This is a genomic window from Streptomyces sp. MUM 203J (assembly GCF_022414595.1).
In the GTDB taxonomy this organism is placed as follows: Bacteria; Actinomycetota; Actinomycetes; order Streptomycetales; family Streptomycetaceae; genus Streptomyces.
Map to the genome: position 1 here is coordinate 191,287 of NZ_JADWYO010000002.1, position 19,633 is coordinate 210,919.

General features: G+C 72.6%; 15 protein-coding genes. 6 read left to right on the forward strand and 9 right to left on the reverse strand.

The features are described from left to right. Positions 1 to 4: 4 nt before the first annotated feature. Entirely contained in the window at positions 5 to 652 is a 648-nt protein-coding gene (locus I3F58_RS02550; protein ID WP_240106484.1) for a hypothetical protein, read from the forward strand. Between the two features lie 48 nt (positions 653 to 700). Here I3F58_RS02550 and I3F58_RS02555 read toward each other — a convergent pair whose 3' ends face one another. Beyond that, positions 701 to 1,957: an LCP family protein gene (locus tag I3F58_RS02555; RefSeq protein WP_240106485.1), complete on the reverse strand. Its 1,257-nt coding sequence runs from the start codon at positions 1,955 to 1,957 to the stop codon at positions 701 to 703. A gap of 140 nt (positions 1,958 to 2,097) precedes the next feature. On the opposite strand from I3F58_RS02555, the gene I3F58_RS02560 reads away from it, so the two are divergent. Beyond that, entirely contained in the window at positions 2,098 to 2,631 is a 534-nt protein-coding gene (locus tag I3F58_RS02560) for an acyl-CoA thioesterase (RefSeq protein ID WP_240106486.1), read from the forward strand. A 37-nt stretch (positions 2,632 to 2,668) separates the two neighbouring features. Here I3F58_RS02560 and I3F58_RS02565 read toward each other — a convergent pair whose 3' ends face one another. Beyond that, positions 2,669 to 4,177 (reverse strand): LCP family protein, encoded by a 1,509-nt coding sequence (locus tag I3F58_RS02565; RefSeq protein ID WP_240106487.1) that lies wholly within the window; start codon positions 4,175 to 4,177, stop codon positions 2,669 to 2,671. A gap of 211 nt (positions 4,178 to 4,388) precedes the next feature. Between I3F58_RS02565 and I3F58_RS02570 the strand changes: the two genes are divergently transcribed. Further along, positions 4,389 to 5,405 (forward strand): glycosyltransferase family 2 protein, encoded by a 1,017-nt coding sequence (locus I3F58_RS02570; RefSeq protein WP_240106488.1) that lies wholly within the window; start codon positions 4,389 to 4,391, stop codon positions 5,403 to 5,405. A gap of 74 nt (positions 5,406 to 5,479) precedes the next feature. Here the strand turns inward: I3F58_RS02570 and I3F58_RS02575 are convergent, their stop codons facing one another. From I3F58_RS02575 to I3F58_RS02590, 4 genes are all read right to left on the reverse strand, one after another. Then, positions 5,480 to 6,997 carry an LCP family protein gene (locus tag I3F58_RS02575; protein ID WP_240106489.1) on the reverse strand — a complete coding sequence of 506 codons (1,518 nt, stop codon included), beginning with the start codon at positions 6,995 to 6,997 and terminating at the stop codon, positions 5,480 to 5,482. A gap of 350 nt (positions 6,998 to 7,347) precedes the next feature. Continuing rightward, complete coding sequence (locus I3F58_RS02580) at positions 7,348 to 9,156, reverse strand: LCP family protein (protein ID WP_240106490.1); 1,809 nt, start codon at positions 9,154 to 9,156, stop codon at positions 7,348 to 7,350. 227 nt (positions 9,157 to 9,383) lie between these two features. Then, positions 9,384 to 10,598, reverse strand: coding sequence for an LCP family protein (locus I3F58_RS02585; protein ID WP_240106491.1), 1,215 nt, complete (start codon positions 10,596 to 10,598; stop codon positions 9,384 to 9,386). Between the two features lie 264 nt (positions 10,599 to 10,862). Further along, complete coding sequence (locus tag I3F58_RS02590; RefSeq protein WP_240106492.1) at positions 10,863 to 11,627, reverse strand: TIGR03089 family protein; 765 nt, start codon at positions 11,625 to 11,627, stop codon at positions 10,863 to 10,865. 127 nt (positions 11,628 to 11,754) lie between these two features. On the opposite strand from I3F58_RS02590, the gene I3F58_RS02595 reads away from it, so the two are divergent. The 3 genes from I3F58_RS02595 to I3F58_RS02605 all read left to right on the forward strand — a co-directional run bounded on the left by I3F58_RS02595 (position 11,755) and on the right by I3F58_RS02605 (position 16,139). Then, on the forward strand, positions 11,755 to 13,230 hold the full coding sequence (locus I3F58_RS02595) for a peptidoglycan recognition protein (protein ID WP_240106493.1): 1,476 nt from the start codon (positions 11,755 to 11,757) through the stop codon (positions 13,228 to 13,230). A 200-nt stretch (positions 13,231 to 13,430) separates the two neighbouring features. Then, the gene (locus I3F58_RS02600) at positions 13,431 to 14,513 is read left to right on the forward strand and encodes a sugar phosphate nucleotidyltransferase (RefSeq protein WP_240106494.1); all 1,083 of its coding nucleotides are present in this window, start codon (positions 13,431 to 13,433) and stop codon (positions 14,511 to 14,513) included. A 735-nt stretch (positions 14,514 to 15,248) separates the two neighbouring features. Further along, positions 15,249 to 16,139: a DNA-3-methyladenine glycosylase gene (locus I3F58_RS02605; RefSeq protein ID WP_240106528.1), complete on the forward strand. Its 891-nt coding sequence runs from the start codon at positions 15,249 to 15,251 to the stop codon at positions 16,137 to 16,139. Positions 16,140 to 16,280: 141 nt separating this feature from the next. Here the strand turns inward: I3F58_RS02605 and I3F58_RS02610 are convergent, their stop codons facing one another. Genes I3F58_RS02610 through I3F58_RS02620 form a run of 3 tightly spaced genes read right to left on the reverse strand, consistent with a single transcriptional unit; the run spans position 16,281 to position 19,383 of the window. After that, on the reverse strand, positions 16,281 to 17,738 hold the full coding sequence (locus I3F58_RS02610; RefSeq protein WP_374207894.1) for a coenzyme F420-0:L-glutamate ligase: 1,458 nt from the start codon (positions 17,736 to 17,738) through the stop codon (positions 16,281 to 16,283). 23 nt (positions 17,739 to 17,761) lie between these two features. Continuing rightward, positions 17,762 to 18,718 (reverse strand): 2-phospho-L-lactate transferase, encoded by a 957-nt coding sequence (cofD, locus tag I3F58_RS02615; protein ID WP_240106496.1) that lies wholly within the window; start codon positions 18,716 to 18,718, stop codon positions 17,762 to 17,764. Positions 18,719 to 18,762: 44 nt separating this feature from the next. Continuing rightward, positions 18,763 to 19,383, reverse strand: a complete 621-nt coding sequence (locus I3F58_RS02620; protein ID WP_240106497.1) for a cysteine dioxygenase family protein — start codon at positions 19,381 to 19,383, stop codon at positions 18,763 to 18,765. Positions 19,384 to 19,633: the final 250 nt, after the last annotated feature.

The window sequence follows — 19,633 nt, forward strand, 5'->3', positions numbered from 1 at the left end:
GGAAATGTTCACACAACGTCAGATATCGGGTGTCCTCCGGCAGATCGCCGGCCAGGACGTCGTCGAGATCACCGAGGGGGCCCTCTACACCAGCCGGCTCGCCGCGCTGGTCCACCTCGTCGAGCACTACGGCTTCGAGTACGCCGATGCACGACGGCACGGTGCCGACAAGAAGCAGATCACCGCGTACCTGTACCGGGACCCGCGCCCCGAGGCCCGGGCCCGGGAGGCGGCGACCATCGCCGCGTACCCGCAGGCGGGCAACGGCGGACCGGCGCCCGGGATGCGGCCGGGGTCGCTGAAGCCGCTCCCCGAGGCCCGGGAGGCGGTCGCACGCAACAAGGACCGGATCGCCTACGACGTCATGGCCCAGGCGGCCGGCACGCAGCAGCAGGCCGTCGCCTGGGGCGCGGTGGTCGTGCTGGTGCTGGTCCTGCTGGTGGCCGGGATGTACCTCGGTGCCCTGATCGGCGGCGTCCTGATGGCCGGGTTCCTCGTGGGCGCGTTCAAGCTGGGCGGGGTGCGGCGGGAGCGGATCGCCGCGCGGCTCCAGGCGGCCGGGTTCGTCGCCGTACGGGACGAGCACGGGCGGCAGCGCCTCCTGCGGCCCGGGCAGCAGCTTCCCGGGCACGCCAACCCGTTCGCGGGCTGACCGGCGGCGCGGGCGGGCCTCCTGCTCACGCGGCCCGCCCGCGCGTCCTCACCGGTCGGACGTGACCGTCACCTTCTCGTCGTTCTTGATCTGCTGCACGAGCCGGCTGACCTTCTCCTTGTCCCAGACCAGATTGCCGCCCCGGCTGCCGGAGATCGGGATGTTCATCGACGTGCCGTCGCCGCCGTTCACGCTCTTCATCGCGAAGAACATCTCCGACAGGTCGAACAGCGACATCTCCTGGTCGACGATCAGCGTGTCCAGACCCGCGCCCAGCGTGGGGTAGAGCGTGAACGGGTTCATGACCGTGCCCGGCGTCGCCGCCTGGCTCGCGAGGGCCGCCAGGAACTTCTGCTGGTTCTTCGTCCGCGCCAGGTCCGACTCCGCGAACGCGTACCGGGTGCGGACGAAGGCGAGCGCCTGCTCGCCGTCCAGGGTCTGCCTGCCCGTCTGGAAGTCGGCGCCGGACTTCTTGTCCTTGAAGCCCTTCTCGATGTCGATCTCGACCCCGCCGAGCGCGTCGACGATGTTCGCGAAGCCCGCGAAGCCGATCTCCGCGTAGTGGTCGATGCGCAGCCCGGTGTTGTGCTCCACGGTCCGGACCAGCAGCTCGGGGCCGTCCTCGGCGTACGCCGCGTTCAGCTTCACCCGGCGGCCCGTGCCCTTGAACGTCTTGCCGGACTCGGAGCCGACGAACGTCGGTATCTCCACGTCCGAGTCACGTGGCAGCGAGACCATCGTGTTCCCGCTGGAGCAGGCCGCGAGGATCATCATGGAGTCCGTGCGCTTGCCCTCGGCGGCGCCCGTGTGCAGCCGCTTCCTGTCCTCGGCCGTCAGCCCCTCGCGGCTGTCGGACCCGACGATCAGATAGGTCGTGCACGCGCCCTCCTCCGGACGCTCGACGACCTTGCCCAGGTCCACCTCGCGGCGCATCTTCCCGTCGGCCCAGAAGTACGTGCCGACCGTGGTGGCCAGCAGGGCCACGACCAGGGAGATGGACCCGATCTTGATGCGGCGCCCCCAGTCCGGCGCGGGGCGCGCGCCGCCGGGGACGGGCGGGCGGCCGGAGCCACCGCCGCCGTGCCCCTCCTCGCCGGGGCGCGGGATGCCGTACACCTGTCCGGTGTTGTAGTCGTCGGCGTACGGGCCCGAGGCCTGGCCGCGCCTCCCGTTCCCGGGGCCGTACGACGGCTGCGGCGGCACACCGGGCGCGGAGCCGGGCGCCCCGCCGGGGCGCTGCGGGGGGACCGGGGGGACGGCGCCGGGGCGCGAGCCGGGCCGTCCGGGCTGAGGCCAGTCATTCATGCCGAACAGTGTGCCGCCCGCACCCTGGGCCGTTACAGGTCGGGGGGCGCATTGCAGCGCCGCTGTGGCGAAGCTGATGCATTGCGCCGGGGGAGAGGTGCGGTGCGGCGCCGTACCAGTCCGGGCATATGGTGGAGGGCATGACAGATCAGGCCATGCTCGAAGGGAAGTCCACCGCGGCCTCCCGCACCACGCTGAGCCACATCATGACCCACAACGACACCAACCTCCTCGGTACGGTGCACGGCGGCGTGATCATGAAGCTGGTGGACGACGCGGCGGGCGCCGTCGCCGGCCGCCACTCCGGCGGGCCCGCGGTCACCGCCTCCATGGACGAGATGGTCTTCCTGGAGCCGGTCAGGGTCGGCGACCTGGTCCATGTGAAGGCCCAGGTCAACTGGACGGGCCGGTCCTCCATGGAGGTCGGCGTCCGGGTGCTGGCCGAGCGCTGGAACGAGTCCACGCCCGCGACCCAGGTCGGCTCCGCGTACCTGGTCTTCGCCGCGGTCGACGCGGACGGCAAGCCGCGCCAGGTGCCGCCGGTCGTGCCGGAGACGGAACGCGACATGCGGCGCTACCAGGAGGCGCAGATCCGCCGCACGCACCGGCTCGCCCGGCGCCGGGCGATCAAGGAGCTGCGGGAGCGCCGCGCGGCGGAGGGCATGGACGCGTAGCCCTCCCTTTCCGGAGGCCCAGCGCCCGGCCCCCCGTTCACGGGCACACCACCTGGTCGCCCGTCACCGCGCTGTACCCGCCCTTCGGCGGCGCAGCCACCGGCGCCTCGGCCCGCACCGGCCGCACCGTCGTGTGTGCCGTCCCCGCCGTCACCCGCATCACCGGCCCCTGCCCCGGCATCGCCCGCAGCTCCGCCCCCGGCAGGGCCTCCGCCAGGGTCCTGGCCGACCGGTCCCAGCGCGGGTCGTACGCGACGACCGTCCGTACCACGTCCCGCCGGTCCGCGTTGTACGGCGTGCGCGTCGTGCGGAACCCCGTCGCCCGCAGTGCCGCGTCCACCTTCGCGCCCAGCCCGTCCAGCCGCGTCCCGTTGTAGACCTGCACCCGCACCCGCTCGGGCGCCACGTCCACCAGCTTCCGCCGGGGCGCGGGCGCCGCGGCGGCGCCCGGAGACCGGGACACCGACGTCAGCGGCCGGTCCTCCCGGATCGCGTCGAACAGCTTCCGCGCGCCCTCCGCCTCCCACTTCACCACCGACCCGAGCCCCTTCACCGCCGCTCCCGCCGGCTCCACCGGCACCGAGGTGAACTCCGACGAGGTGGTCGACAACCCCCGCATCGCCTTCGCCAGCCCCACCATCTCCTCCGCCCCGAAGCCGTCGTCGGCCCGCACCGCCCCGGCCATCGCGCCCACCACCTTGCGGAACCGAACCGGGTTCAGCAGCGCGGGGTCACTCGACGCCCGCTCCACCAGCGCCGCCACGAACCGCTGCTGGCGACGCATCCGGCCCAGGTCGGAGGCCCCGTCGACATACCGCGAGCGCACGTACCGCAGCGCCTGCCCGCCGTCCAGCGTGTGTGTCCCGGCCGCCAGGTCCAGCCCGGTGTGCGGGTCCTTCATCCGGCGTGCCGTGCAGATCCGCACCCCGCCGACGGCGTCCACGGTCCGCATGAACGACACGAAGTCGACCTCCAGATAGTGGTCGATCTTCACCCCGGTCAGCTGCTCCACCGTCCGCACGGTCAGGTTCGGCCCGCCCTCCGCGTACGCGGCGTTCAGCTTCACCGGGTGCGACGCGTGCCGCTTGCCGCTCGTCGCGTCCCGGCGCTCCGGCAGCTCCGCGTACGTGTCGCGGGGCAGCGACACCAGGCTGGCCCGCCGCCGGTCCTCCGAGATGTGCGCCAGGATGATCGTGTCCGTGCAGTTGCAGGGGGCCCCGCCCAGCCGGTAGCGGGCCTTGTCCTCGGGAGTGAGGTTGGCGCGCCCGTCCGTGCCGACCAGCAGGATGTTCGTGCCGTGGCCGCCCTCGGGGCGGTTCTTCATGTCCTTGAACGCGTCGACCCGTCCGATGCCCGTGTCCAGGCTGGTCATGACCGCGTGCCCGATCCCGCCCGCCCCGAGCACCAGCACCGACAGGGCCGTCGCCAGCTTCGTACCCCATCGCGATCCGCCGCGGCGGCGCCCGGCCGGGGGCCGTCCCGCACGGCGGCGGGCGGGTGGCGGGGGACCCGGGCGTGCCGGGCGGCGGCGGGGCGGTGTGGGCACGGGCGGGCACCTCCGCGGACGGCGCGGGACGAGACCGGAGGGGGGATCGTACGGCGAGGGGGGACGCACGGTGAGCTGACAGGGGCGGACCGTACGCACAGTAGGCCCATACGATCAGCGCCCGCCCGCGCCGCCCGGGCGGCGCGCCTCGCCGTCCCCCGTTCGCGGTAACGTGGCGGCGCCACACCCGCCCCGGACCCCCTTAGGAACCATGCCGCCCCTGCCCCCGGTCTCCGTGATCATGCCGGTCCTCAACGAGGAGCGGTATCTGCGCGACTCGGTCCGCCACATCCTCGCGCAGGAGTACGACGGCGAGATGGAGGTGGTGATCGCGCTCGGGCCCTCCGCGGACCGCACCGACGAGATCGCCGCCGAGCTGGTAGCCGAGGACCCCCGCGTCCACACCGTGCCCAACCCGACGGGCCGTACCCCCGCCGCGCTCAACGCCGCGATCAAGGCGTCCCGCCATCCGATCGTGGTACGCGTCGACGGACACGGCATGCTCTCCCCGAACTACATCGCCACCGCCGTCCGCCTGCTGGAGGAGACCGGCGCGCAGAACGTCGGCGGCATCATGCACGCCGAGGGCGAGAACGCCTGGGAGCAGGCCGTCGCCGCCGCCATGACCTCCAGGATCGGTGTCGGCAACGCGGCCTTCCACACGGGCGGCGAGGCGGGCCCCGCCGAGACGGTGTACCTCGGCGTCTTCCGCCGCGAGGCCCTTGAACAGCAGGGCGGCTACAACAAGGAGTTCATCCGCGCCCAGGACTGGGAGCTGAACTTCCGCATCCGTGAGGCCGGCGGGCTCATCTGGTTCTCGCCCGAGCTGCGCGTCCAGTACCGCCCCCGCCCCACCGTGCGGGCCCTGGCGAAGCAGTACAAGGACTACGGCCGCTGGCGCCATGTCGTCGCCCGCTACCACCAGGGCTCCATCAACCTCCGCTACCTGGCCCCGCCGACCGCCCTGTGCGCCATCGCCGCCGGTCTGGCCGTCGGCGCCACCCTCACCCCGCTGGGCCTCGTCGTCCCCGGCGGATACCTCGCGGCCATCACCCTCGGCTCGCTCCCTGCGGGGAAGGGCCTGCCCCTGAAGGCCCGCGCCCAGATCCCCGTCGCCCTCGCGACGATGCACATGTCCTGGGGCTTCGGCTTCCTGACCAGCCCGCGCGCGCTCGCCAGGCGGGTCATCGCCAGCCGCCGCCCGGCGGTCGTCCAGGCGAAGAGCTGACAGCCGTATGAGGAAGGGCCCGCCGCGGTGGCGGCGGGCCCTTCCTCATGTGCGGGAGGCGTCGGCGGGAGGCGTCAGCTCTTCCCGTCCCAGCGGTACGGCCCGTACACCGGCATACAGTCCTTCTCGGCGGCGTTCGAGTTCTCCGCGTCGTCCGGCAGGGCGCCCGCCTCGGGCTTCTCCTGCTTCGGGAAGGTGTCGCCCTCGCGCCAGTCCGCGCCGACGGTCAGCCGCAGCCCCTCCACGTCGGCCGCCACCCGCACCGCGCCGTTCGACAGACCGAGCGCCTCCGCCACGGACAGCGCGTCCGCTTTGCCCTGCTCCCCGGCGGACTTGGGGTACGCGAGGACGGTCTCGGAGGAGGACGCCGCCGTCTGCGACTCGGTGGCCCGGGTGAAACCCATGCCCCGGAGCAGCTCCCCGATGTGCCGGGCCCGCCCCTTCACGGGGTACTGGCCGTCGCCGCCGGTGCCGTTGAGGACGGTGACCGCGAGCGAACCGGGCTCGGCCGCCCGCGGGCCGGTTTTCTTCGGATCGGGGCTCTTCGAGGCGGACGCCCTGCCGTCGTCCGGCCCGCCGTTCTTGTCGAAGGGGATGTCCTCGCGGAGCATCTTCCACAGCTGCGCCGACGCCTTGGTCTGCGGCACCAGATGGGCGTTGGGGTTCCGGGGGTCCGGATCCGTGGGCAGGGTCGTCATGGTGATGCGGTCCGTCGGGACGTCCTTCAGCTCCATCGCCAGGTCGAAGAGCCTCTTCACCGTGCCCAGCTCGTCCGACACCTGGATCGCCTTGGTGCCCGTCTCCGCGAGGTCCATGATCCGGCCGGTGTCGGTGAACGCGTTCTGCTCCTTGAGCTGCCGCAGCATGCCGTTCATGTACATGTGCTGGGCCCGGGCGCGCAGTTGGTCGCTTCCCCAGGCGTGCCGGGTGCGCAGCCACTGGAGCGCCTGCTCGCCCTTGACCTCGTGCTCACCCGCGGTGGGCAGCTTCAGGCCCGAGCCGCCCTTCTGCTGCCGGGTGGGCCGGTCCCACACCCCGTGGTCGACACACACCGGCACGCCGCCGACGGCGTCCGCCATGCTGACGATGCCCGCGAAGTCCACCATCATCCAGTGGTCGATGTAGACGCCGGTCAGCGTCTCCCAGGTGGTGAGTGTGCAGCCCGCGCCGCCCCGCTGGAGGGAGTGCGTGATGATGTCGCTGACCTCGTGGAACGTCTCGTCCGTCTCCGGGTCCCTGCACTCCGGGATGGTCACCCGGGTGTCCCGCGGGATGCTCACCACGGACGCGCTCTTGCGGTCCGCCGACACATGGAGCAGCATCTGCACATCGCCGCGCGGCTTGTCGCCCACGGTGTCCCTGGCGCCGCCGAGTTTCAGGTTCTCCTCGGAGTTCCGGCTGTCCGAGCCGATCAGCAGGATGTTGAGCGGGGTGTGCCCGGACGCGTTCGGCGCGGCCTTCGTCACCCCGCTGTCGCCGCCGCTGCGGCTTCCGCTGCGGATGTTGCCGTTGAGGTGCTCGATATAGAGGTAGCCCGCCGCCGCGGTGCCGAGTATCAGCAGGGACAGGACGGATGCGACCCAGCGGAACACCTTGCGTCTGCCGCCCTTGGCCGTCCGCTGCCGGGGGACGTCGGCCCGGCGCCGCCCCCGCGAGCCGCCGGGCCCGTCTCCCGGGGGTCGTCTCCGGCCCCTGCCCGGCGGACCGCCGGGCGCACCTCCCGGGGGACCGCCGGGGCGGTCCGGGCGGCCGTCGCCGTCCCGTTCCCGTACGTCTGTTCCTGTTCCTGTTCCTGTGCCTATGTGCCCGCCGGGACCGTCGTCCCGGCCCGGCTCATGGGCCTCACGGGCGTGCGGAACGCCTCCCCGCGTTCCCTCCCCACGCACGCTGCTGTGTCCCACCCACGTCTCCCCTGTATGTGTCCGTGTTCAGGCGGCAGGCGTCACTTGGCGCACACCTGCTTGTCCGCCTCCACCTTCTGCACACCCTCCGGCGCCTTCGCCGGCCCGGTGATCGGTACCCCCGCGGCGGTGAAGTCCTTGCCTAGGGTGAGCACCATCGGCTCGCGCTCCCCGGCGTCCGCGGTCCCCTGCTTGAGCGCCGAGGCCGGAAGCCCCATCAGGTCGGCCAGTTTCCGGGCCTGTTCGATCTGGTTTGGCGCGAACTCCAGTGTCGTCTTCCCAATGTTCTCCGGAGCGTTCGCCTTGTTCGTCGACAGCCGGACGCCCTGCTCGTTCTGCAGCCAGTTGATCGTCGACTGGGCGCCGCCGCGCACCCCGCTGCCGTTGTAGACGTCGACCCGCACCTGTGCGGCCTCGGCGCGCGGGCCTTCCAGCAGCTCGGCCTCCGCCTTGGCCTTGGCGTCCTTGGCGTCCTTCTCCTTCTTCTTCACCTCGGTGAGCGACACATCGTTCTGGAGCATGGAGAACAGCTGCGGGGCCCGGGTCTGGTCCATGACGACGGTCGCCCTGTTCGGGTCGTCCGGGTTGTCGACGACCGGCAGCGTCACGAAGCTGATGTTCTTCGTGTCGACCTTGGCCAGTTCCTTCGCCAGTTCGGCCAGCTTGTCGACGTCCCCTATGCCGGTGTCGACGGTGAGCGCCTTGGTGGCCGCGTCCGCGAGGTCCCAGAGTTTGCCCGCGTCGGTCAGCGTGTCGCTCGACTTCATCTTGCGGATCATCGAGCTCATGAACTGCTGTTGTGTCTCGATGCGGCTGAGGTCGCTCTTCAGTCCGAAGGCCTGCCGGGTGCGGACGAACGCGAGAGCCTGCTCGCCCTCGATGACGCTCGTGCCGACCGGCAGCTTCAGTCCCGACTTCTTGTCGTCGACGTCCTTCTCCACGCACACCTCGACGCCGCCGACCGCGGTGGAGAGGGTCTTCACGGCGTTGAAGTCGACCATCATGAAGTGGTCGATCGGGACGCCCGTGATCGCGTTGACGGTGCGCATGGCGCAGCCCGGGTCCCGCTCCAGCTGCCCCAGGCTCTCGTTGAAGCGGGAGCCCAGCGACCCGGGGATCACGCGCGTGCCGCCGTCGGACTTGGTCTCGCAGTCCGGGATGTCCGTGATCATGTCCCGGGGGATGGACATGGCGGTGGCGTTCGTCCGGTCCTTGGAGACGTGGAAGAGGATCGTGGTGTCGGCGTGGCCGGGGCTGTTCTTGTCGCCATAGCCCTCGTTGCCGTCACCGGTGCGCTTGTCGGTGCCGATGACCAGGATGTTGATGGCCTGGTCCTTCTTGAAGCCCCCGGTGCTGCCGCCCGCGCCGGCCACGTCGTAGGTGCTGATGTTGTCGTTCAGGCGGCCCTTGACGTAGTAGTAGCCGACCGCCGTGCCGACCACCACGAAGGCGGTGATCCCGCCCGTCCAGACGAGGACCTTCCTGCCCCGGGACTTCTTCGGCCTGGGCCTGCGTCGGCCGGCCGAGCCGCGCGAGCCGCCGCGGCGCCCGCCGCCGGAGCGGTCCGGGCCGCCGTCCTCATGCTCGTCCTCGTGGCCGGGTTCGGGCACGCGCCGTCTGCGCTGGCTCGGTACCTCCGCGACCCGGCGGCGGGACTCGGCCGGCGCGGCGGTGGTGCGCGAGGCGGCTGGTGAGGCGGCTGGTGAGGCGGTGGTGGCGTGCGGAGAGGCGACAGGTGACTGCGGTGTGGAAGGATCCAGTCGCAGTTCGTAGTTACCGGTCGCCGGGTTCAGCACCCACTGGTCGGCGGGGTCGATGTCCTCCGCCCGTCCACGGCTGTGCGCGTCCACGGTTGCTTGAGTCCTCCGTCGGTGCCACGCGAGACGCCTCCCCGCCTGGCGCTCGGTCTCTCGATCCTGGCGCGTGACGTAGGTGGCCATCGCACCGGATCGCGTCACACTATCCGCCCAGCTCAGAGCTGGGCGACGCGCGTGACAAATTCCACGGTCCTTACAATCGGACAAGTCACCCCGAAGGGGATGGATCTGAGCTCCTGTCTCTCTGCTTGTCGGCCCGGTTATCGGCATGCGCCTGCGGCGGCGTTGGTTCCGGTGAAGGTGGGGGCGCCTCCGGAAGGTCTGGGGGCGGGAGCGGTCGCGGACGACGGGGACGGGCCGGTGTCATGCTCCTCTGCCTCTCCTGACGGTACGACGCGCACGGGCGCGTCCACTCGGAGCCGCTTGAACAGCTGGTCGGCGGCGGGCTGCACCAGCTCGTCCCGGTTGCGGTTCGCATGGTACGGCTGGCGGGGAACCGTCAGGAACTGCACCTTTTCAGCCGGTACGCTGCGAAGCGTCCGCGCCAGCTCGTAGAGGTCCTTCAGCGAGTCCAGCCCCGGGTCGGTGGTGAGCGATCTGGTCGCCGCGTCGAGCACGGGGTAGAGGCGCGTCGGGTTGAGCAGCACGCCGTTGCTCTGCACCTTGCGGACCAGTGCGCCGAGGAACTGCTGCTGGCGGTCCATGCGTTCCGTGTCGCTGCCGTCCCCGAGGGACTTGCGGGCCCGCACGTACCCCAGGGCCTGCTCGCCGTCGAGCGTCTGCGGCCCCGCGTCCAGCTTCAGCCTCGCGTCCTTGTCGTCGATCGGCTCGGTCACGCAGACCCGTACCCCGCCGACGGCGTCCACCATGTCCTTGAAGCCCCGGAAGTCGATCACCATGTGGTGGTCCATCCGGATCCCGGTGAGGTTCTCCACCGTACGGATCGTGCAGGCCGTTCCGCCGATCTCGAACGCCCAGTTGAACTGGGCGAAGCGTGCAGGCGTGGCCCTGCCGTCCGGGGTGTGGCACTCGGGGATGTCCACCATCAGGTCGCGGGGGAGCGACACGGCCGTGACGCCGTGCCCGCGCGCCGACATGTGCAGCAGGATCGTGGTGTCCGACCGCTGGGTGCCGCCGTCCTGCCCGTACTCCGCGTTGCCGTCCCCGGCGCGGGTGTCGGACCCGATCAGCAGGATGTTCCGGCCGCCGCGCGGCACGGGCGCGGGGCGCTGCCGCTCGTACCGCTTCAGCTCGGCCACGGCGGTCGTGTCGGTGGTGATGTTCCGGTCCAGCTTCCGGTAGAGCCACCATCCCGCACCCGAGGCCGTCATCACGAGCAGGGCCGCCGCGAACGCGCCCCAGCGCAGCCATCCTGCCCGCCACCAGGAGCCGGGGCCGGGGTCTGGGGTCGCCTCGGGCTCCGGCTCGGGGGGCGGGTCGGAGGTGCCGGAAGTGTCCGTCACGTCAGAGTCCATCCTTCAGGCGTCGGCGGCACCCAGGGCAGCCGCACCGCTGTCACGCACAGTGAGACGGCTGAGCCCGGCACAGGGTTGTGTGCCGATCATCCATGCCCATGCCCTCCCCGCCCGGCTGGACTCGACGCCCCGCGCCGCCCGCTCCGCCGTACGGGGGGTCGGGCACTCCGGCAGACGACGGCGAGGCGCCGCCCCCGCGCTCCGGCGGCCCGGGTTCCGCCCGTCCGGCCCGTCAGGCGCCGACGAGCGGCGGACGTACGGTGGTCAGGCGCCGGCCCGGTCCGTGACCCGTTCGCTCTCCACCCGCTGCGCCAGCGCGTCCGGTGCCAGCCGGTCCAGGTGGCGGCACAGGACGACGGACCCGCCCGCCGCGAGCGGCGCGTACAGCCCCGCCGACACGCCCTCCCAGGTGTCCCATGCCAGTCCGGACAGCAGCCGCGACCCGCTCTTCAGGCCCAGCCGCGCCGCGTCCTCCCGCGCCCGCGCGACCAGTCCGGCGCCCGACAGCTCAGAACCGTCACCCCGCACCGTGAGCGTGACCGCGTCCGGCTCGACCGGCATGTACGGGGCGAACCGGTCCCCCTGGCCGGGCACCTCCACCGCGTAGTCCTCGTATCCGTCCGGGGCTCCGGGGACGAACCGCCGCCCCAGCGGCGCGAGCGACAGCGCCAGTCGGCTGCCCGGGCAGGCCAGCCCGTCCTCCAGCCGGTCGGGCCCGGCCACCACGTGGTCGGCCGCCGCCGGGTCGCCGTCCAGCTCGGCCACCACGCCCACCGACGAACAGGCCAGCAGCCACACCGCGGTCTGCCAGTGCGCCGGCAGCAGCAGCGCGACCCGTTCACCGGGCTCGGCCGACAGGCCGTCCTGGAGCAGGTTCGCCGTCTTGGCCACCCAGTTGGCGAAGGTGGCGACGGACAGTTCGACGCGCTCACCGGTGGAGTCGTCGTAGAAGGTGACAAGGGGGCGGGCCGGGTCCGCGGCGAGCGCGGATCGCAGCAGGTCGGCGGGGGTGCGGTCGCTGGCGTTCACCCGCGCAAGCGTACGTGGCGGGGCCCGTCGGGGGAGGGCCGAGCGGGTGACTTGTTACTCCGTACGGCCCGATGGACCGTCAGAAAAGGAACGAGCGAAGCGCATGAGGCATGTCGACTATCGGGCTATGCGTTCCCTTCTCGTCTCTTCGATCGGCGTGGCGACCGCAGCCGCGCTCGCCGTGCCGCTGTCGCTGTCCCTGCACGAGGCCCCCACGCCTCCCCGGAGTGCCAAGGCCGCGAGGGCCGCTCACCCGGGCGGGCCCGGGGACCCGGCGGGGCCGGGTTCCACCAGGTCCCTGCCGCTGGTGCCGCTCGGCGCCGAGAACCGCGCGGGTGGCGGGACATCCACCCGCGGGCTGGCCCGGCGGGACGTGCAGCCGTTCTCCCTGCTGGGGGTGGTCTGGGAGAACCCGCGCGCGGAACTGCGCGGCACGGTCCAGGTCCGCACCCGCTCCACCACGACGGGCGCCTGGTCCGATTGGCAGGATCTGGAGGCCCACCACGGCGAGCACGGCGCCGACTCCGGCACTGCGGAGGCCCGCGCACACGCGGTACGCGGCGCCACGGCCCCGCTGTGGGTGGGCGACTCGAACGGCGTCGAGGTCCGCGTGCGAGCCGCGAACGCGACCGGCCCCGGTACCGCCCGCGCGGCACTGCCGCGCGGACTGCGCGTCGAACTGGTGGACCCGGGCGACGACTCGGGCGAGGTCTCCGGCGCGAGCGGGGCGGCCGCGGCGAGCGCCGACCCCGAACCGGACACGGAACAGACACCCCGGGAGCAGGCGGGAGAGTCCCCCCGGGAAACGTCCCCGGCCCCGGCCGAGGCGGCCGGGACAGGAGACACGGAGACAGAAGCCGCCGCGGACACGGCGGGAGAAGCCGCAGCGGACGCCCCGACGCAAGCCGCAGCGGACACCGCAGCGGACGCCGCGGCCGAGGCTGCAGCGGACATCGTCGGAGACGCTGTCGTCGCCCCCCAGCTCCCCGAGGACTACATCGGCCCCAGGCCGCCGATCGTCACCCGCAGGGGCTGGGGTGCCGACGAGTCGCTGCGCGAGGCGCACTTCCTCTACACGAACACGGTGCGTGCGGCATTCATCCATCACAGCGCCACCGGGAACAACTACACCTGTGCGCAGGCCCCCTCGCTCCTTCGCAGTATTTACCGCTACCACACGGTGAGCCTGGGATGGCGTGACATCGGCTACAACTTCGCCATCGACAAGTGCGGAAACATCTACGAAGGCAGGGCCGGCGGAGTAGCCCGAGCGGTGCAGGGCGCACATACTCTCGGTTTCAACAGCAACAGCACGGGCATCGCGGTCCTCGGCACATTCACCACCTCGACCCCACCCGCCGCGGCGGTAACCGCGGCGGCGCAGCTGACGTCCTGGAAACTCGGCCTGCACGGAAGGGATCCGCGGGCCACGACCACGCTGACATCCGCCGGCGGCAACCTGTACAAGAAAGGCACCACGGCCAAGCTGAAGGTCATCTCCGGACACCGCGACGGCTACGCCACGGAATGCCCGGGGGCGAAGCTCTACGAGAAGCTCGGAACGATCCGCACGGCCGCGGCGAAATACCAGGGGAGGAGCTGAGGTAACGCCAGTTCGACGGCCGCCTGAACAGGACCTCCACGATCTGCCTACACTGTCCGCCCGTACTGATCGTATGACCCTGATCGTATGACCGATCCCGGAACGCGAAACGCGGAACGCGGAGCCGCACACACGCATCAGACACCACGACACAGCGCGTGACCCATCGGCCGGCCCCAGTAGGAAGCAGAGACGACAAGGTGACAGAAGCGATCCTCCTGGTCGGTGGCAAGGGAACCCGGCTGCGGCCCATGACGGTCAACACGCCCAAGCCGATGGTGCCGGCGGCGGGAGTGCCGTTCCTCACCCACCAGCTGGCCCGCGCGCGGGCGGCCGGCGTCGAGCACATCGTGCTGGCGACCTCGTACCTGGCCGAGGTGTTCGAGCCGTACTTCGGTGACGGCTCCGCGCTCGGCCTGCACATCGAGTACGTCACCGAGAAGGAGCCGCTGGGCACCGGCGGCGCGATACGCAACGTCGCCTCGCGGCTTCACTCGGCCCCGGACGACCCGGTCCTCATCTTCAACGGCGACATCCTGACCGGTCTCGACATCCGCGCCCTGGTCGACACCCACCGCACCTCCGGCGCCGACATATCCCTCCACCTCACCCGGGTCGAGGACCCCCGCGCCTTCGGCCTGGTCCCGACGGACGACACCGGACGCGTCACCGCCTTCCTGGAGAAGCCGCAGACGCCCGAGGAGATCGTCACCGACCAGATCAACGCCGGCGCGTACGTCTTCCGGCGCTCCGTCATCGACTCCATCCCCACCGGCCGCCCGGTCTCGGTCGAGCGTGAGACGTTCCCGGACCTGCTGGCCTCCGGCGCCCACCTCCAGGGGATGGTCGACTCCACGTACTGGCTGGACCTCGGCACCCCGCAGGCGTTCGTACGCGGCTCCGCCGACCTCGTCCTGGGCCGCGCCCCTTCCCCGGCGGTGCCCGGGCGGCACGGCGAGCGCCTGGTACTGGAGGGCGCGACGGCGGCCCCGGACGCCAAGCTGACGGGCGGCACCGTCGTCTGCGCGGGCGCGACGGTGGGCGAGGGCGCCACCGTGGAAGGCAGCGTCATCATGTCCGGCGCGGTCGTGGAGCCGGGTGCGTTGATCGTGGACTCCCTGGTGGGCGAAGGCGCCCGGATCGGCGCCCGCTCGATCCTGCACGGCGCGGTGATCGGCGACGGGGCCCAGATCGGCCCGGACAACGAACTCCGCGACGGCGTACGCGTCTGGTGCGACGCCCGCCTCACCGCCGGCTCCATCCGCTTCTCCTCGGACCAGTAGGAGCCCGAGGCCAAGGCGAGCGGGCCGCAGCCAGGCGGGCCGGAGCCCGGGTACGGCGGGGCCGCGGCCAGGCGGGCCGGAACCTGAGCAGCACCGGGCTTCAGGCAGCGCGGGGCTACCCTGTCCAGAGCCCCACCGCCAGCCGACCCCACCCCTCCGGAGCCCCCAGTGGCAGGCCGCTACGTCCCCCGTCACACCTCGGCCATCCACCCGGCCGCGCAGGCCGAACCCACCTCCGCCCCCACGGCGGACGGGGGCACGTCCGCTCCCACGGCGGGCACGGCTACGGCCGCCCCCACGGCGGGCAGCGCCGTGGCCGGGGCCGTCGCCGCAGATCCGGAGGCCGCGCCGTTCACCACCGGGGCTCGGGGGAACGCCGCCCCCGCAGCGGGTGGGGATCTGGTCGCTTCAGCTGTGGAGGCAGGCACCACCCAGGGCGTGGCGAGTCACCTGTTCCCGGCCGAGGCCGGGAACCCGGCGGAGGACGGCCCCGGCGGAACCGGCCCCGAGCCCACGCGCTCCGTACCCCCGGCGCGCACCCCCGGTACGGGCACCGGCCCCGGCGGCACCGGTGCCGGCAGGGGGCGTGTCCACGCCGGCCCGGGCCACGGCGGTACGAGCCCGTGGCAGACCCGCACCGGTCCGGCCCACCCCCCCGGTCCGGGCAACGGCCCCGGTCGGCCCCGCAGCGGCGCCGACACCGGCCGGACCCGGACCTGGCGTCCGCCCTGGCCCCTGGATCTGGGCCTCACCCTGGCGCCCCTCCGCCGAGGCCCGGCGGACCCGACCTTCCGCCCCGCGCCGGACGGCGCGGTATGGCGCACCACCCGCACCCCGGAGGGTCCCGGCACCCTGCGCGTCACGGCGAACATGGCCGGCGGCACCGTCGAGGCCCAGGCCTGGGGCTCCGGCGCCCAGTGGCTCCTGGACACCCTCCCGGACCTGCTCGGCGCACAGGACGGCCCGGAGGCGTTCACCCCCCGCCACCGCCTGCTCGCCACCACCCTGCACCGTCGGCCCGGCCTGCGCCTGACCCGCACCGGACTGGTCATGGAGTCGCTGATCCCGTCCATCCTGGAGCAGAAGGTCACGACGAACGAGGCCTACCGGGCCTGGCGGCTGCTGGTCCGCCAGTACGGCGAGCCCGCGCCCGGCCCGGCGGTCCCGGGCCGCGAACCGCGCATGTACGTGATGCCGGACGCGCGCACCTGGGCGGGGATCCCGTCCTGGGACTGGCACCGCGCGGGAGTCGACGGCAAGCGCTCGGCAACCGTCCTGCGGGCCGTGCGGGTGGCTCCCCGCCTGGAGGAGGCGTCGGCCATGGTCCCGGAGGACGCCTGCCGCCGCCTGGAACTCATCCCGGGCATCGGCCCCTGGACCTCCGCCGAAACGGTGCAGCGCAGCAACGGCGCCCCCGATGCCGTCAGCGTGGGCGACTACCACCTGCCCGGTGTCATCGGCCACGCCCTGGGCGACAACCGGGACGCCGACGACACCGAGATGCTCCGGCTCCTGGAGCCGTACGCCGGCCAGCGCCACCGCGCCGTCCGCCTGATCCTCCTCAGCGGCCACACCCCGCCCCGCCGCGCTCCCCGCATGAGCGTCCGCGACATCGCCGGCCTCTAGACACGCCCCCGCAGTGGGCGCCCCTTCAGCCGTACGGCGTGCCGAACACCGTCCACGCGCGACACCGGGGCCCGGGGCGGAGTCCCGGTCACCGGGGAGGGCCGGAACGGCGGACGACCAGCGGGCCCGGGCCCCGCGCACTCACCGCACCGTCACGAAGTCCCCCACCTCCCGCGCTGCCCGCTCCTTCGGCGCCTCCGCCGCATGACCCACGGCGACCGCCCCCATGGGGTCCCAGTTCTCCGGAAGCTCCAGCACCTCCCGTACGACGTCCCGGCAGAACATCGTCGACGACACCCACGCCGAGCCGAGCTGCTCACCCGCCAGCGCGACCAGGAAGTTCTGCACCCCGGCACCCGCCGCGACCACGAACATCTCCCGCTCGGCCGCCGCCCGCCGCGCGTCCCCGTAGGTGTGCGCGCCCTCCGCGACCAGACACGGCACCACCAGGTACGGCGCGTTCCGCAGTACGTCACCCCGCCGCACCCGCCGGGCGATGGCCTCTTCGCCCAGCCCGTCCCGCCGCAGATCGTCCACCCACGCGTCCCGCATCGCGTCCAGCAGCCGCAGCCTCGCCCGCGACGACTCGAGCAGCACGAACCGCCACGGTGTCGTGTGGTGCGGCGCGGGCGCCGTCACCGCCGCGGCGACCGCGCGCCGCACCGCACCGGGATCCACGGGGGTGTCGGTGAACGCCCGCACCGTCCGCCGCAGCGTCACCGCGCGGCGTATCGCCTCCGAGGTACCGAGCCGGAACATGTCGCTCCCGGGGTCCCGCACCAGAGCCCGAGCCCCGGGCCCGTCCTCCCCGTCCCCGGTCACCAGGTGCGCCAGCCCTCGTACGACGGCGACGGGGCGTCCGGTCGCCTTGCCCTTCACGAGGTCACCGGCGGCGGCCAGCTCGTCGGCACCGGCCACGACGGTTGCGACGAGTGGGTTCCCGTAGGTGTCGGTGCCGCCCCGCAGGTCGTCCAGGACCCGCACCCCGGCCGCGCCGATCGCCACGTCCGTCAGGCCGCTCCGCCACGGCCGCCCGAAGGTGTCGGTGATCACGACCCCGACGGTGACACCGAGCAGATCCCGCAGCCCCGCCCGTATCGCCCGCGCGGACTCGTCCGGATCCTCGGGCAGCAACAGGACCGTGCCGGACGGGGTGTTGGAGGCGTCCACCCCGGCGGCGGCCATCACCAGCCCCTGCCGGTTCTCGACGATCCGCAGCGTGCCGCGCCGGGCGACCACCCGTACCGTCTCCGCGTCGATCGCGGCCTCCCGGTCGTCGGCCGCGACGACCCGCCCCTCCGCCTTGCTCACGATCTTCGACGTGACCAGCACGATGTCCCCGTCGGCCAGCCCCGGTTCGGCGATGGCGATCAGCTTCGCCGGCTCATCGCCCTCCTGCACCTCAGGCACCCCTCCAGGCGCCCATACCCGGTACCCGCCATCCTCCACGCCACCGACCGCACCATGGCTCACACCTCCGGCGGCACCACCGGCCGGACCACCGTCCAGGCCGTCATCCGGCCCACCGGCCCCGGCGGCAACCCCGACGGGCCCCGTCCCCGCCTCCGACCCGGCATCCTCCGGCCCCCCGGCGGCCATCCCCTCCACGTCCCCCCGCCGTGTCATCCCCGTACCTCCTCCGCGAGCCGCAGGGCCTCGCCGGCCATCGCCGCGGTCGCCTCCACGTCCGTCATCATCAGCGGAACCGCCCGGCAGCGGATGCCCGCCGCCTCCACCTCCGCCACCGCGCCCTCGTCCACCGTGTCGACGAGCCAGCCGTCCAGCAGCCCCGGCCCGTAGTGCTTGGCCACGGCCGCCGCCGTCGCCTCCACGCCCACCGCTGCGAGCACCTTGTCCGCCATACCCCGCACCGGAGCGTCCCCCACGATCGGGGACAGTCCGACCACCGGCACGCCCGCGTCCGCGATGGCCTCCCGGATCCCCGGCACCGCCAGGATCGTGCCGATGCTCACCACCGGGTTCGACGGCGGGAACAGCACGACGTCCGCATCCGCGATCGCTTCCAGCACACCCGGCGCCGGCTTGGCCTGGTCGGCACCCACCGGCACGACCGCCTGTGCGTCGACGGAGGCGCGCAGCCGCACCCAGTACTCCTGGAAGTGGATCGCCTTGCGCTCCCCGTCGACCTCGGCGGCGACATGCGTCTCCACCCGGTCGTCGGACATCGGTAGCAACCGCACCCCCGGCTTCCACCGGTCGCACAGCGCCTCCGTGACCGCGCTCAGCGGATAGCCCGCGCCCAGCATCTGCGTGCGGACGATGTGCGTGGCGAAATCCCGGTCCCCGAGCCCGAACCACTCCGGCCCCACGCCGTACGCGGCCAGCTCGCTCTTGACCTGGAACGTCTCGTCCGCCCGTCCCCAGCCCTGTTCTTCATTGATGCCACCGCCGAGGGTGTACATCACCGTGTCCAGGTCCGGGCAGACCTTCAGCCCGAACAGATGGATATCGTCGCCGGTGTTGCCGACGACCGTGATGTCCGCGTCGGGCGCGGCCTTCTTCAGACCACGCAGGAAACGGGCACCACCGATGCCGCCGGCCAGAACCACAACTCGCATGCACAGCAGTCTGTCAGGCGGACACGACAGCCCGCTCGCTCGCCTCAGAGACTGTGGACGACATCCGCACTGTGGACAACCCCAGGCACCGAACGGGTGAGGGGACGAGCCGCGTGCATCGGCATCTCGGTCAGGCCGGGGAAGTAGATGTGCAGGCTGACGGCCGGTTCGAGCGAGTCGTTGACGATCTCGTGCACATGACCGGGCGCGAACACCCTGCCCCATCCCCCGCGCCCGCTCCCGTCGAGGACTCGTGCACCTCGCGCCGAATGCTCCGTCAGCTCCCCCTCCAGCACGGTCATCACGCCGGACGACGGACCGTGGTCGTGCAGCCCGGTGCCCTGGCCCGGCAGCCAGGACAGCAGCCACACCTCGTAGCCGGGGCCCGTGCGGAGCCGGTGGTACCAGCGGGTCGTGGCGTCGTAGGCGACGAGATGTGCCCACTGGCCGCGGTCGGCCGCGATGGAGCGGGCCAGTCCGGCGAACTCCGCGACGGTGGTTGGGTGCTGCTTCGCGGGCTGGAGCAGATGCTGGACTGCGAGGATGTCACCGGCGATCTGCAGGTCGCTGTCGTCGGTGGCGGTGGCGGTGGCGGTGGCGGTGGCGGTCGCGTCGGCCGTGACGGTGCCGGTCGGGTTGCCGCTGGTCGTGCTGTCGTCGTTCATGGGGTGCGTTGGTTCCTCGGCAGAGCGGAGCGGTGTCGGTCGACGCACGGTCGAACGAGGCTCGACGATCATTGGATACGGATCACTACGGGGGATCCCTGCGGATCACTGCGTTTCACCCGGGGCACACGGCCGACTGGATCAGGCCTGCCCGGTGGGGGAGTGACTGCGCTGGAGCCTTACGGCGTCAACAGCAACAGCTACAGGAACAACAACAGCGCACGAGGGCAGCGCGACGGAACCCACGGAG